The sequence below is a fragment of the Methanoculleus frigidifontis genome, from assembly GCF_030464345.1.
Taxonomy (GTDB): Archaea; Halobacteriota; Methanomicrobia; order Methanomicrobiales; family Methanoculleaceae; genus Methanoculleus_A; species Methanoculleus_A frigidifontis.
In genome coordinates this window covers 18,194-31,731 of sequence record NZ_VCYH01000013.1, presented here as the reverse complement: position 1 = coordinate 31,731, position 13,538 = coordinate 18,194, and the positions used below count along the sequence as shown (strand labels likewise).

9 protein-coding genes and 1 CRISPR repeat array (1 of these 10 cut by a window edge) are annotated in these 13,538 nt (G+C 57.4%); of the genes, 8 read left to right on the top strand and 1 reads right to left on the bottom strand.

Features of this window, described 5'->3' with window-relative positions; all coding sequences use genetic code 11:
* Nucleotides 1–247 precede the first annotated feature (247 nt).
* Nucleotides 248–1,243 (bottom strand): sensor histidine kinase, encoded by a 996-nt coding sequence (locus tag FGU65_RS14635; RefSeq protein WP_301665245.1) that lies wholly within the window; start codon nucleotides 1,241–1,243, stop codon nucleotides 248–250.
* 493 nt (nucleotides 1,244–1,736) lie between these two features.
* Between FGU65_RS14635 and FGU65_RS14630 the strand changes: the two genes are divergently transcribed.
* From FGU65_RS14630 to cas2, 8 genes are all read left to right on the top strand, one after another.
* A complete protein-coding gene (locus FGU65_RS14630) occupies nucleotides 1,737–2,327 on the top strand; it encodes a 3'-5' exonuclease (RefSeq protein WP_301665244.1) in 591 nt (196 codons plus the stop codon).
* A 519-nt stretch (nucleotides 2,328–2,846) separates the two neighbouring features.
* Nucleotides 2,847–5,027: a CRISPR-associated helicase Cas3' gene (gene cas3, locus FGU65_RS14625; protein WP_301665243.1), complete on the top strand. Its 2,181-nt coding sequence runs from the start codon at nucleotides 2,847–2,849 to the stop codon at nucleotides 5,025–5,027.
* 4 nt (nucleotides 5,028–5,031) lie between these two features.
* Nucleotides 5,032–5,700 carry a type I-C CRISPR-associated protein Cas5c gene (gene cas5c / locus FGU65_RS14620; RefSeq protein ID WP_301665242.1) on the top strand — a complete coding sequence of 223 codons (669 nt, stop codon included), beginning with the start codon at nucleotides 5,032–5,034 and terminating at the stop codon, nucleotides 5,698–5,700.
* Nucleotides 5,697–7,586 (top strand): type I-C CRISPR-associated protein Cas8c/Csd1, encoded by a 1,890-nt coding sequence (gene cas8c, locus FGU65_RS14615; protein WP_301665241.1) that lies wholly within the window; start codon nucleotides 5,697–5,699, stop codon nucleotides 7,584–7,586. The genes cas5c and cas8c overlap by 4 nt, the downstream gene beginning before the upstream one ends.
* 2 nt (nucleotides 7,587–7,588) lie before the next feature.
* Entirely contained in the window at nucleotides 7,589–8,440 is an 852-nt protein-coding gene (gene cas7c, locus FGU65_RS14610; RefSeq protein ID WP_301665240.1) for a type I-C CRISPR-associated protein Cas7/Csd2, read from the top strand.
* Nucleotides 8,437–9,123 (top strand): CRISPR-associated protein Cas4, encoded by a 687-nt coding sequence (cas4, locus tag FGU65_RS14605; RefSeq protein ID WP_301665239.1) that lies wholly within the window; start codon nucleotides 8,437–8,439, stop codon nucleotides 9,121–9,123. Before cas7c ends, cas4 begins: the two co-directional genes overlap by 4 nt.
* 61 nt (nucleotides 9,124–9,184) lie before the next feature.
* Nucleotides 9,185–10,216, top strand: a complete 1,032-nt coding sequence (gene cas1c / locus FGU65_RS14600) for a type I-C CRISPR-associated endonuclease Cas1c (protein ID WP_301665238.1) — start codon at nucleotides 9,185–9,187, stop codon at nucleotides 10,214–10,216.
* Between the two features lie 10 nt (nucleotides 10,217–10,226).
* Complete coding sequence (gene cas2 / locus FGU65_RS14595; RefSeq protein WP_301665237.1) at nucleotides 10,227–10,517, top strand: CRISPR-associated endonuclease Cas2; 291 nt, start codon at nucleotides 10,227–10,229, stop codon at nucleotides 10,515–10,517.
* Nucleotides 10,518–10,812: 295 nt separating this feature from the next.
* Nucleotides 10,813–13,538: a CRISPR direct-repeat array (repeat unit 32 nt; unit sequence GTCACACCCCTCGCGGGTGTGTGGATTGAAAT) (it continues 3,351 nt past the right edge of the window).

Sequence of the window (13,538 nt, the reverse complement as noted above, 5' to 3'; positions counted from 1 at the left end):
CTCCGTTGACGATCCCCTCCGCGTGCACTGAGACTACATAATGATTAGCATTCCATTGGGTGGACGGGTGTAGCGGTGGGCGCTCTCCATCGATCTGTGTCGCGGTGAGATCCGCCCGCTCCGGGAGGAAAAAGCCGATCGGCATACAGCTGCAATGACAATCGCGCGTTTTTTTTGGCGGGCGCTTCCGGCGGGATTGGTGCCGGCCATTTTCCTGCGGACCGCACGCTTCGCCGGCGCCGTCCCTTCAGGTTTCGGTCTGCCGGTCTCCCTTCTCCCCGGGTTCCGGCCGGGCCTGCCGGAGGGTGAACCGGAACGCCGCCCCTTCTTCCGGCCGGCCGCACGCCCGATCGTCGGCCCAGATGCGGCCGCCGTAGCGCTCCACCAGGATCTGCACCAGGTACAGCCCGAGGCCTTCGCCGACGCCCCGCCGCTTCTGTTCGTAGCGGTGGAAGATCGCCTGCTTGTCGGCGTCCGGGATGCCCGGCCCGGTGTCCTCGACCGAGACCAGCGCCTCGCCGTCTTCTTCGCCGACCCGGATGGTGATCCCGACGTCCGTTCCGCCGTATTTGACGGCGTTGCCGATGAGGTTTGCAAAGACTTCGGAGAGGAGGTCGTCGGCGTACACCCGGCAGGAAGAGCCGTCGTACCGGATGGCGGTGTCGGGAAACTGCTCGATCTCCCGCCGGATCACGCCGCTGAGATCCACCGCTTTGAGCCCGGAGGACGCCTGATGGATCCGGCGGATGGTGGAGACCGTGCCCAGGATCTCGATGCTCTTTTGGATGCTGCGCTGCAGCTTTTCTACGTATCCTGCCGCATCGCCGTCGACGGCGTCGATCAGGAGCTCGGCATACAGGTTCGAGACGTTCTCGGTGTTGCGGATATCGTGCGTCAGGATGTCGAGGTAGAGGTTCGACTCCCGGTGCGCCTCCTCGAGTTCGCGGTGAAGCCGGGCGAGCTCGTCGGTATGCCGTTTGAGCGCCTCTTCCGCCGCTTTTCGTTCGCGCACCTCGATCGTCATCGCGGTGAGGAGTTTCTGCTGGCTGCGGAAGACGAAGAACGCGGCGGAGACGGCCAGGAGCGTCGTGAACGCCACGGTCGTGATATGCGTCTCCATGATGGAGATGTCCGGGTAGAAGAACGTCTTGCCGAACTGAAAGAGGCTCATTAAGAGGAGCGTGATCGCGGCGACCTTTCCAAGCGCCAGAGCCATGCTGGTAGACCGGAGTTCTCTGTTCACGGCTATCCTCCCAAAAAGAGATGCATCTCTACGGCCGGCGTGCGGCGGTACCGGCGCGGCGTGGAGACCGGGGATGGTGTGTGCGCAGGCATAGTGTGCAGGAAGACGGCTGCCCCTGTTTATTTCGGCAGACAAGGCGGGCACGTGATGGAACCAGGGCTCTGCAGGTCAGCTGAGTCTTGCGCTCTTCTGGTGATAAAGCATTCCCCGGCGCCCTGCCGGCAGGTTACTGCTGCACGCCCGGGCGGGTCTTTCCATCCCTGAAAAGCGGCGCCGTGTCCGGCAGGCGGTCGGCCCTGACAGAGGCCGTCCCGTCGCAGAGCGAACGCGAGGCCGGCTCGCACCGCGGTGTTCCGAAACCGGCGCGGACCGACCCTGACGATTCTGCCCGGTATCTTTGAGAGAGGCGCGGGGGATTCCGCTCTTCATTGCTCCCTGCGCGCGGTTCCGCCATGTGAAAAGGTATATCGTTCCGGTCGTCGTTTCTCACGCTATGGTGCCGGAATTTTCCGGGAACGCCCCGGAGTACCTGTTCCTCGATACGGAGACGACCGGAATGTTCCGGGCGGGCAGCCCGCCGCCCCGCCTCGTCGAGGTTGCCTGGCTGGTCTGCGACGGCACGGGAGAGGTTGTGGAGAGAGGCGGCCGGATCGTCCGCCCGGATGGGTTTCTGATCCCGGCAAGCGCCGCCCGGGTTCATGGGATCACCACCGCCCACGCCCGGCAGGCCGGTGTGCCGCTCCGGGATGCGCTCGACGCTCTTGCCCTGGCTGCGGGTGCGCGATTGACGGTCGTCGCACACAACCTCAGGTTCGACCGCGCCGTCATCGCGGGTGAGTGCAGGTGCACCGGCGTTCAGGACCCGCTCGCCGCGCTGCCCGGCGTCTGCACGATGGAGACGACGGCGTCGCTCTGCGGGATCCGGCGAGGGAACGGGTACAAGTGGCCGACGCTTGCCGAACTTCACCGGACGCTCTTCGGCGTTCCGTATGCGGAGGTTCACCGGGCGGCCGGCGATGCGGAGGCCTGCATGCGGTGTTTCTTTGCGCTGAAGAAGACGGGTTTCTGGGAGAAGATGTGGTGATCCCCACGGGGTGGGGAACTCACCGGTGAGGGGACACTGGACGAGGTACTGGACGGTTCATTCCCACATGGTGGGGAGCTCAGGTCGCAGCAGCAACAGAACACGATGACCTTCGGTTGATCCCCACACGTGTGGGGAACTCTCTTCGAGTATGAGCCAGCCTTCGGCCGTTACCGGTTCATCCCCACGTACGTGGGGAACTCTCTTTCTCTTACTGCCCCGGAAGGAAGCACCCCTCCACCCCGGGTCGCCGTATCTGTCGAAAGTCTCCAGGTGGCCGGAGAGTCTAACTATACTCTCATCGCACTGCCATATCATGGTTTTGGCGTCTGGCCGGTATGGCAGATGAGCCGGTTGTCAGAGAGCCGGACTGCCCGGTTCCAGTGAGTGAACCCCTATGTAACCGTTCGTCACCAGGCTTCAGATCGTCTTTCTGCAGGAAACCTCTAGCATGTGGTCAAATACGAAATGGCCACATTTATCATCCCTTCATCGAATTGTTAGATCTGTGAAATCTCTATGTATTATGCCCATTCTACGGACGATCCCGGGAAGCATGACTGGCAAACCCTCCAAGAACATCTACAAAACGTAGCCGATATTGCATCGACATTCGCAGGCGATTTTAACGCCGGTGAGCTTGCCTATGCCGGAGGCCTGCTGCACGACATCGGAAAGTATTCGCCCGAGTTCCAGCGCCGCCTTGAGGGTGCTGCCATCCGGGTCGATCACTCGACCGCCGGTGCACGGGAAGCGCGAGCGCTGTATCCCAGGCACCTGAGCCGCGTTCTCGAGTATATCATCACCGGGCATCACGGCGGTCTCTTGGATTACGGAACCAGCGAGAGCGGACTTGAAGAGCGTCTGGGCAACAAATTCCTCCCGGATTATTCGGCATACCGGGATGAGATAGCGCCCCCCGATCTCACGGGGTTCCGCCCGAGATTCCAGCCCGTCCGGAACCGATTGGGTTTTTCGATAGCTTTCTTCACCCGGATGCTCTACTCATGCCTTGTCGATGCCGACTCCCTCGACACTGAGGCGTTTACCGATCCCAATGCCTCCTCTATCAGGGGCCGGTATGAATCGCTCGAACTCCTCTCCCGGAAATTCGATGACTACATGGCCGGATTCCTCTCGAGCGCCGATGATACTCCGATCAATAGGCGGCGGAGAGAGATCTATGAACAGTGCAGAGAGATGGCAGCACTCCCGCCGCAGATGTTTACCCTGACCGTCCCGACCGGCGGTGGGAAGACACTCTCGTCCATGGCGTTTGCTCTTGAACACCTCAAGCAGCATGGCTTGAAGCGAATCTTCTACGTCATACCCTACACGAGCATCATCGAGCAGAATGCCGCAAAATTCAGGGACGTCTTCGGGGGGCGGAACGTACTGGAGCACCACAGCAACTTCGATCCGAAAACTCTGCCCTCTGACGACTTTGATTCGCTGGATCACCTCCTCAAACTCTCGGCCGAGAACTGGGATATGCCGATCGTCGTGACGACAAACGTCCAGTTCTTTGAATCGCTCTTCGCAAACAAACGGTCACGGTGCCGGAAGATCCATAACCTTGCCGGGAGTGTGATCATACTCGATGAAGCCCAGATGCTGCCGACGGACTACCTGAAACCCTGTCTCCAGGCGCTCTCCGAGCTTGTTCAAAATTATGGCTCAACAGTTGTCATCTGTACGGCAACCCAGCCGAAGATTGGGGATCTTCTGGACGAGAGTCTTCGGCCGACCGAGATCATGCGCTCGCCTGCGAACCTTTACGAAGCGTTTCGGCGGGTGAACGTGAACGATCTTGGATCGCTGAGCGACGAAGAGCTCTCTGCGAGGCTGCAAGAGCATAAGCAGGTTCTGTGCATCGTCAATACCCGAAAACATGCACAGCACCTGCACGATGCACTCGCGGAGCACGGCACCTGCTATCATCTGAGTGCCCGGATGTGTCCCGTCCACCGGAGAAAGCACCTGCAAGAGATTAAGGATCTGCTGAAAGAGGGTGCCGACTGCCGGGTCGTCTCGACGCAGCTGATCGAGGCCGGCGTGGATATCGACTTCCCCGTTGTCTACCGGGCGGCAGCCGGCATCGACTCGATCGCCCAGGCCGCCGGGCGGTGCAACCGCGAAGGGAAGGCCGAGCGGGGAGAGGTCTGCGTCTTCCGGTCGACCGAGCACTATGGTCAGGCTACCAGCTGGCAACGCCTTACGGCGGAGATCGGCAGGATGGTTCTGGACGGGCACGACGACCCGCTCTCCCTCCCGGCCGTTGAGGACTACTTTCAGAAACTCTACTCTTACAAGGGAGACGGGGGGCTCGACCGGAAAGAGATACTGCCGCTATTTGAGAAGAATTGTGGCAGTCTTGCATTTCCGTTCGAAGATGTCGGCTGGAAGTTCAGCATCATCGACCAAGGCACAAAGGACATTGTCATCCCCTACGATGACAATGCCCGCTCGCTCCTCGATGAACTCCGAACCAGCGAGACCCCGTGGAGGTATGCACGGCGCCTGCAGGGGTATACGATCGCCATCTACCCCAACGAGTTCAAAGATCTTGAACGCGCAAATGGGATCGACCTTTTTGGCGATAGATTCTACGTGCTGAACGATATCAACAAATACTCGGAGGAAACCGGCCTTATAAACAGAAAAGATAATGGAGGGGAGGGGTCACTACTGATTATTTAGGGAGGTGACAACGATAGGATACGGAATACGACTGAAGGTCTGGGGTGATTACGCCTGTTTCACGCGGCCCGAGATGAAGACGGAGCGGGTGAGCTACGATGTGATGACCCCGTCGGCAGCACGGGGTATTCTCGAGGCGATCCACTGGAAACCTGCGATCTGCTGGAAGATCGACAGGATTCACGTTTTGAACCCGATAAAGTTCGATAACATCCGGAGGAACGAACGGTCGGGGAAGATCCCTGCAGGGAAAGTAAAAACCGCACTCCGCGGAGGCGATGTAACACTCTTTCAGGATCCGGCAGAAGATGCTGTTCAACGGGCTTCTCTGGTGCTGCGTGACGTCTGTTACGGCATCGAGGCGCACTTCGAGTTAACCGGCGAGGCAGGCCCGGAAGACACCGTCGAGAAGCACTACAATATTGCACTCCGCAGGATGAGAAAGGGGCAGTGTTTCCACCACCCCTATTTCGGTTGCCGCGAGTTTCCGGTTCAGTTCGAGCTTGTTGAAGGGGAGATGCCGGCGTCCTGCTGCACCGGAGAGAAAGACCTCGGGTTTATGCTCTACGACATCGATTTTGCCGACGAGATGAAAGCCATCTTCTACAGGGCGGTCATGGTGGACGGTGTCATCGATGTGCAGCGGTGCCTCGGCTTCGGGGGCGTTTCATGATCATCCAGTCCCTCTGCCGCTACTACGACATCCTGGCAGGTGATGAGGATGCAGCAATCGCCCGGCCGGGCTACAGCAGTGCGAAAGTATCGTTTGGGTTGGTTCTCGGTCCCGGGGGCGAGTTGTCGTACATCGTCGATCTCAGGAGCGATGACAAGAAACCGCGTCCCAAGGTTATGGACGTGCCTCTGCAGACATCCCGTGCGGTGAGCATAGTACCATACGTCCTCTGCGACAACGCAAAGTACGTCTTTGGCGTTGAGAAGTTCAAAAGAGGTGATTTCGAGAAGAAGTTTCTGAAACCTTCAGGTAAGGGTAATTCTCCCGATTACACGATACTCGCCGAGAACGAAAAAGAGGTCGTGGTAGTCCACCAGCGTTCGCGGGACTGCTTTGAGGCCTTCAAAATGCGCCAGCATGAGGTGTTCGACACCCTCGATGACCCAGGAGTCCGGGCACTATTCACGTTCTTAGATTCCTGGAAACCTGAGGAGTTCTGCAGGCATCCGAAGATAGCGGAGTACCTGGATGACCTTCTCGCCGGTGGGAGTTGTGTTTTTGAGTGTGACGGAGTCTTCCTGCACAGGAAACCTTCTGTGAAGGGTGCGTGGGAACACTATTGCGGAAACAATGAAAGTAGCGCCGCCGTTGCCGCCCAGTGCCTCGTGACCGGGAAGGTGGGTGCAGTAGCCCGTATCCACCAGAACCTCAAGGGCGTTGCCGGTGCTCAAATGTCCGGTGCGTCGCTCGTCAGTTTCAACGACGACTCATTCTGCTCCTACGGGAAAAAGCAGAGCTTTAATGCCCCTATTAGCGAATCGGCGATGTTCAAATACACCACCGCCCTGAACTATCTCCTTGCACACACGGAGTACCGGCAGAGAATAGCCGATACAACGGTGGTGTACTGGGCGGAGACGAGCGGCACCGCCTGTGAGAACCTTGCAAGTCTCTTCTTCGCTCCCCCGGAGACTGTTGACAGGGATAGCAGCAAAGATCCCACTGATCCGGAGAGGGTGCAGGACTGGCGGAAGATCGAACTGATCGGAGGGATCCTCGAGAAGGTCAGAAAAGGACGGAAGATCCACACCGAGGATGTCGGGGCGGATCCGGAAACAAATTTCTATATGCTCGGCCTTGCTCCGAACAACGCAAGGCTTGCAGTGCGCTTCTGGCACGTTGGCAGTTTTGGCAACTTCATCGAGCGGGCTGCACGCCATCACCTGGATATGGAGATCGTCAGGGGTGACTACGATCCGCGATACGTGTCGATGTATCGCCTGCTGGAGCAAACCGTTGCAGCGGGTTCCGATAACAAGGCCGCCTCCCCACTCCTCGGTGGCCTTCTCTTGCGGTCGATCCTGAACGGCACGCCGTATCCGGTTCAGATGTACACCGCGATGATCAACCGGGCGAAGGTTGAGCGGTCGGTGAACGCTGTCAGGGCTGGCTTCATCAAAGCCTACCTGCTCCGGCTTGCGAGAGCCGGCCTGACGAATTTACAGGAGGAGATGATTACCGTGAGTTTAAACGAAGAAAACCCGAATGTGCCGTATCGCCTTGGAAGATTGTTCGCAGTGCTCGAGAAGGCGCAGACGGATACGAACCGTGAGATGAAGAGCACGATCAACAGCAAGTACTTCAGCAGTGCGTCGACGACGCCGGCGGTGGTCTTCCCTGTTCTGCTGAAACTTGCACAGCACCACATAGCCAAGTCAGACTGGGGATTCAAGACGACGCAGGATGTCGAAGAAACGCTGGCAGGCGTGGACGAGTTCCCGGCGTACCTGAACCTGGAGGAGCAGGGCATGTTCATGCTCGGCTATTACCACCAGCGAAAGGCGTTCTACAAGAAGAAAGAGGAAGTTGCAGGCGAGGGTGAGTGATTATGAGTGAACCCATCAAAAACCGATATGAGTTTGTACTGTTGTTCGATGTTGAGAACGGGAACCCGAATGGCGATCCCGATATGGGGAACATGCCGCGGGTCGACCCACAGACCGGCCACGGTATCGTCACCGACGTCTGCCTCAAGCGGAAAGTGCGGGACTACGTCGAGCTGGTGAAAGGCGACGTTCCCGGCTATGACATCTACGTCAAATCCGGCGTGGTTCTCAACGAGCAGCACAAGAAGGCGTATGACTATCTCGGCATCGACCCCGACAGCAAAAAGCCGAAGGACGGCGAGCTGACCAAGTTTATGTGCAACAACTTCTTCGATATCCGGACGTTCGGTGCCGTGATGACGACAGAGGTGAACTGCGGCCAGGTCCGCGGCCCGGTGCAGCTCAATTTCGCCCGCAGCATCGATCCGATCTTCCAGCAGGAGATCACCATCACCCGCCAGGCAGTCGCCAATGAGCGAGACCGTGAGAAAGGGCAGACGATGGGGAAGAAGCAGATCGTCCCGTACGCACTGTACCGCGCCGAGGGCTACATCTCCGCACACCTGGCTCAGAAGACGACGGGTTTCTCCGAGGAAGATCTCGACCTCTTCTGGGACGGCCTTGTCAATATGTTCGAGCACGACCACTCGGCATCGCGGGGCAAACTCTCCGCCCGGAAGCTCGTCATCTTCAGGCACGACACGCCGCTCGGGTGCTGCCAGTCCCATGTCCTGTTTGACAAGGTCACGGTAGAACGCATCTCCGGGGATCTGCCTCCGCGTTCATTCGGGGATTACGAGGTCACTGTCGCCAAAGACGTGCCCAGCGGCGTTGAGGTTATCGAAAAGTTATGAGTGCGGCGCGGTATACCGACGAAGAGCTGCTTGCTCTGTCGGGCATCCAGCACTTCTGCTTTTGCAGGCGGCAGTGGGCGCTGATCCACGTCGAGCGCCAGTGGGAGGAGAATCTCCGGACGGCAGAAGGCCACCTGATCCACAAACGGGTGGATGACCCGTTCTTCATTGAGAGCCGCGGCGACGTTGTCATATCGCGGGCGTTCCCCCTTGTCTCGTATTCTCTCGGTTTCTACGGTGTGGCGGATATCATCGAGTATATCCGATCCGAAAACGGCGTATCCCTTCCGGGTCATGAAGGGTCCTGGATGATGCGGCCGGTAGAGTACAAACGGGGGAAACCGAAGATCGACGAACGTGACGAGGTTCAGCTCTGCGCCCAGGCAATCTGCATCGAGGAGATGTTTGATATCCATGTGGGCCGGGGCGATTTCTACTACAACGAGATCCGGAGACGGGTGCCGCTTCGGTTCTCCGACGAACTGAGAGACCGGGTCTACTCATTATCGGACGAGATGCATGATATCTTTGCGAAGGGGATCACGCCTCCTGCCGAGACCTCCCGGAACTGCAGCCTCTGTTCTCTTCAGAACATCTGTATGCCGAAACTGACGAAGAAAAGTCCTTCCGTCCGCAGGTACGTGCGGAAACACATGACGGAGGCCTGTGTTGAGGATGTTTGAGCGTTGAGGGGTTACTCCAGCAACGTCCCGTATACGCATCCCTTCCATCAGGACGCACCGCATGAGAAAACTGCTGAACACGTTATACGTGACCACCCCGGAGTCGTACCTTACCCGCGACGGTGAGAACGTCGTTGTCAGGGTCGACGGCGAGGAAAAGTTCCGGATTCCCGTCCACAACCTCGAGGGCATCGTCTGCTTCGGTTACATGGGGGCGAGCCCGCATCTGATGCGGCTCTGTTCAGATAACAATGTTGGTCTATCGTTTTTAACGCCATCCGGGAAGTTCCTGGCGCGGGTGAACGGGCGGGTCAGAGGCAACGTGCTGCTGCGGCGGACGCAGTATCGGAAAGCGGATAATCCTCAAGAATCGTTGGAGATTGCAAAGTCCTTCATTATCGGCAAGATCGTAAACTGCCGGACGGTTCTCGGACGAGGGCTCCGCGATCACGCAGCTGTTATTGACAGTGGCAGGGTGCGAGCGGTGGATGCTCTGCTGATCGAGAACCTGCTGAAGATCGAGGGTTGTGACTCCGCCGATACGCTCCGGGGAATCGAAGGGAACTGCGCAAAGTTCTATTTTGTCACCCTTGACGAGCTGATCCTCAAACAGAAGGACGACTTTTACTTAGAAGAGCGGAACCGGAGGCCGCCGCTGGACAACATGAACGCGCAGCTCTCCTTTTTGTACACGCTCCTTGCTCACGACGTCGAGTCTGCTCTGGAAACGGTCGGGCTCGACCCGTATGTCGGGTTCTTCCACACCGACCGGCCCGGACGGGCAAGTCTGGCACTCGATATGATGGAAGAGCTGCGGCCATTTATGGCCGACCGCCTTGCACTAAACCTTGTAAACCTGAAGCAGATCGATAGGGACGACTTTCTGAAAAAGGAGAACGGGGGGGTTATCCTGACTGAAACCGGACGGAAAGAGATCATTGGGGCCTGGCAGAAACGCAAGCAGGATACAATTACGCATCCGTACCTGAACGAGAAGATACCCGTCGGGCTGCTTCCGTATGTGCAGGCAATGCTGATGGCTCGTTTCCTGCGGGGAGATATCGACGGCTATCCGCCGTTCTTTATGAATTGAGGTGTTTGTGATGATGGTTCTGGTCACATATGATGTCAATACGGAAACCCCGGAGGGGAGGAAAAGACTTCGCAGAGTTGCGAAGGAGTGCGTAAACTACGGACAGCGGGTGCAGAACTCTGTTTTTGAGTGTCTTGTCGATCCTGCCCAGTTTGCAAAGCTTAAACATTCTCTATGTGGATTGATCGATGAAGAGAAGGATAGTCTCCGGTTCTATTACCTAGGAAAAAATTGGAAGAACCGGGTCGAACATTTCGGTGCAAAGGAAGGGTATGATCCGGAGGGTTTATTAGTTGCGTGACTCTGCGAACCCCTAGTGAGCATAAATTCCCCGGGTGGTTCGCGGAGATTTTTTCAAAATGCTATATGATTCTTGTGGTACAGCCGTCCGGTTCGTGATACGAGCGCCAGTCCCGAACCGGGATGCCATTTTGAAGAATTGTATGTGTGCGGTATTATAACCAAACTTTGATAGATGTCGACCTACGAAATCTCCTGAAAATAAGATTTATCTGTCTGCTGATTGAATACCAATTGGTTCGATAGGCACTCGTCCTTCAGCGATGGATGAAGTGTTGATCCGGATCGTTTTTGCGGTCACACCCCTCGCGGGTGTGTGGATTGAAATCTGCCCCGGTCGACCGGATGCCGTAGACCAGCACGCGTCACACCCCTCGCGGGTGTGTGGATTGAAATCTTTTCGATGAGAGCATCGAGGATGAACGGACGGGCGTCACACCCCTCGCGGGTGTGTGGATTGAAATCCGACGACCCTCCTGCATTGCGCTCGAGCCAGGCGTCACACCCCTCGCGGGTGTGTGGATTGAAATCCGAGGCATTATCCACCTCCCCGCAGACCAAAGGTCACACCCCTCGCGGGTGTGTGGATTGAAATTTGCAGGGCCTGATCGGCATCGAGCATGGCCGCAGTCACACCCCTCGCGGGTGTGTGGATTGAAATATGCTCCCGGAGCGTCGGGGTGCGGCACCTGCCGAGTCACACCCCTCGCGGGTGTGTGGATTGAAATCTCGAAAAGCACTATGAACCGGCATTAGACCTCAAGTCACACCCCTCGCGGGTGTGTGGATTGAAATATACTTCGATCTCCTGTTCGTAGATGCCGTCATAGTCACACCCCTCGCGGGTGTGTGGATTGAAATCTGCTGATTGCAGGGCTTCTCGTCGGGAGTGTAGTCACACCCCTCGCGGGTGTGTGGATTGAAATCTGACGGCGGTTGCATCCGCAGCGATCGGATGGGGTCACACCCCTCGCGGGTGTGTGGATTGAAATTCCATTTCTCAAGTGTTGCCTTTCGCTTTGCGGTGTCACACCCCTCGCGGGTGTGTGGATTGAAATATTTCAGATCGTGCTCGACAAAACGGCAGGACAGAGTCACACCCCTCGCGGGTGTGTGGATTGAAATATCAAACGATGTCGCGTTCGTCATGTCGATCGGAACGTCACACCCCTCGCGGGTGTGTGGATTGAAATCTTACACCGTCCGGTTCAACGACGCTCACAAGAAGTCACACCCCTCGCGGGTGTGTGGATTGAAATTTCTGTTTGTCTTGTTGTGGTCATAACACTTTCACCAAGTCACACCCCTCGCGGGTGTGTGGATTGAAATACCGCAGCCGAGTGGGGAGAGAGGTGCTTGAGATCCGTCACACCCCTCGCGGGTGTGTGGATTGAAATTGTGTTCGGCCGGTATTTTTTCCGCCGGATCGACGTCACACCCCTCGCGGGTGTGTGGATTGAAATCTGGAACGGCATGAGGAAGCCGGAATCCTCGAAGTCACACCCCTCGCGGGTGTGTGGATTGAAATCCCGCTGCGGCTGCGGGCGGCGTCCGAGCTCTGCGTCACACCCCTCGCGGGTGTGTGGATTGAAATTCGGAGTCCTTCACCACAGATACATGTCAACCGAAGTCACACCCCTCGCGGGTGTGTGGATTGAAATTTGTTCGACGACCACACCGACAACCCATACTCACTGTCACACCCCTCGCGGGTGTGTGGATTGAAATGATCCGGATCTCGAGTGATGCCTTGAGCGAGACGTCACACCCCTCGCGGGTGTGTGGATTGAAATGATAATAGGTTATCGGCCATACTTCTACGGACGGGTCACACCCCTCGCGGGTGTGTGGATTGAAATTGAGTACTTGAACGAGTTTGAGTAGAAGATGACGGTCACACCCCTCGCGGGTGTGTGGATTGAAATTCGTCATCCTGGACATCGGCAATCGTCTCCAGGAGTCACACCCCTCGCGGGTGTGTGGATTGAAATATGAACCCGCCATACTCGCGCGGCAGCCTTGAGTCACACCCCTCGCGGGTGTGTGGATTGAAATATCTATGTGATATTGGTGTATTATACAATATATAGTCACACCCCTCGCGGGTGTGTGGATTGAAATCCGTCGGTAGATCATGCGGTCGCCCCCTCTGCTGCGTCACACCCCTCGCGGGTGTGTGGATTGAAATCCAAGATGTATATCTCACAGGGGCTCCCCCCCAGTCACACCCCTCGCGGGTGTGTGGATTGAAATAGGACCTCGACGGCAGGGCCGATGTACTCCATGGCTCGTCACACCCCTCGCGGGTGTGTGGATTGAAATCCGGTTGTCCTCGTAGACCCAGATGGTCGGGTGAGTCACACCCCTCGCGGGTGTGTGGATTGAAATTGAGTGTTACTCTAAAGGATTTTGCCGACGCACAGTCACACCCCTCGCGGGTGTGTGGATTGAAATGAGCAGGCTGTTGTATATCGGTTCCCAGGCCACGTCACACCCCTCGCGGGTGTGTGGATTGAAATCGTTGCCTCGCCCGATGCGTAGACGTCCTGCAGGGTGTCACACCCCTCGCGGGTGTGTGGATTGAAATTCCGATCAGAGGGCAGTACGGCGCACCAGTCGGGTCACACCCCTCGCGGGTGTGTGGATTGAAATTCTCCACTTTACCGGGAACAATTTGAGGCACATAGTCACACCCCTCGCGGGTGTGTGGATTGAAATCCTCCGGGATTTTGCCATGGCGAGATAGGCAGAGGTCACACCCCTCGCGGGTGTGTGGATTGAAATCTCAATTAACTTCGATAGATCACCCTTGCGGGATTGTCACACCCCTCGCGGGTGTGTGGATTGAAATTCTGCCTGATACCGGGTTATGCGGTCGAGCTCGGGTCACACCCCTCGCGGGTGTGTGGATTGAAATGAGTCTGCCGATCCCCCGGCACCGAGAGATCAGAGTCACACCCCTCGCGGGTGTGTGGATTGAAATCATCCGGAGCGGTCATACATCGAGCTCCCAAAGGGTCAC

Bases quoted from the DNA above. Each gene is read 5' to 3' on its own strand.
- cas3 (WP_301665243.1), top strand. From the start codon at position 2,847: ATGTATTATGCCCATTCTACGGACGATCCCGGGAAGCATGACTGGCAA.
- cas1c (WP_301665238.1), top strand. From the start codon at position 9,185: ATGAGAAAACTGCTGAACACGTTATACGTGACCACCCCGGAGTCGTAC.
- cas4 (WP_301665239.1), top strand. From the start codon at position 8,437: ATGAGTGCGGCGCGGTATACCGACGAAGAGCTGCTTGCTCTGTCGGGC.
- FGU65_RS14630 (WP_301665244.1), top strand. From the start codon at position 1,737: ATGGTGCCGGAATTTTCCGGGAACGCCCCGGAGTACCTGTTCCTCGAT.
- cas7c (WP_301665240.1), top strand. From the start codon at position 7,589: ATGAGTGAACCCATCAAAAACCGATATGAGTTTGTACTGTTGTTCGAT.
- cas2 (WP_301665237.1), top strand. From the start codon at position 10,227: ATGATGGTTCTGGTCACATATGATGTCAATACGGAAACCCCGGAGGGG.
- cas8c (WP_301665241.1), top strand. From the start codon at position 5,697: ATGATCATCCAGTCCCTCTGCCGCTACTACGACATCCTGGCAGGTGAT.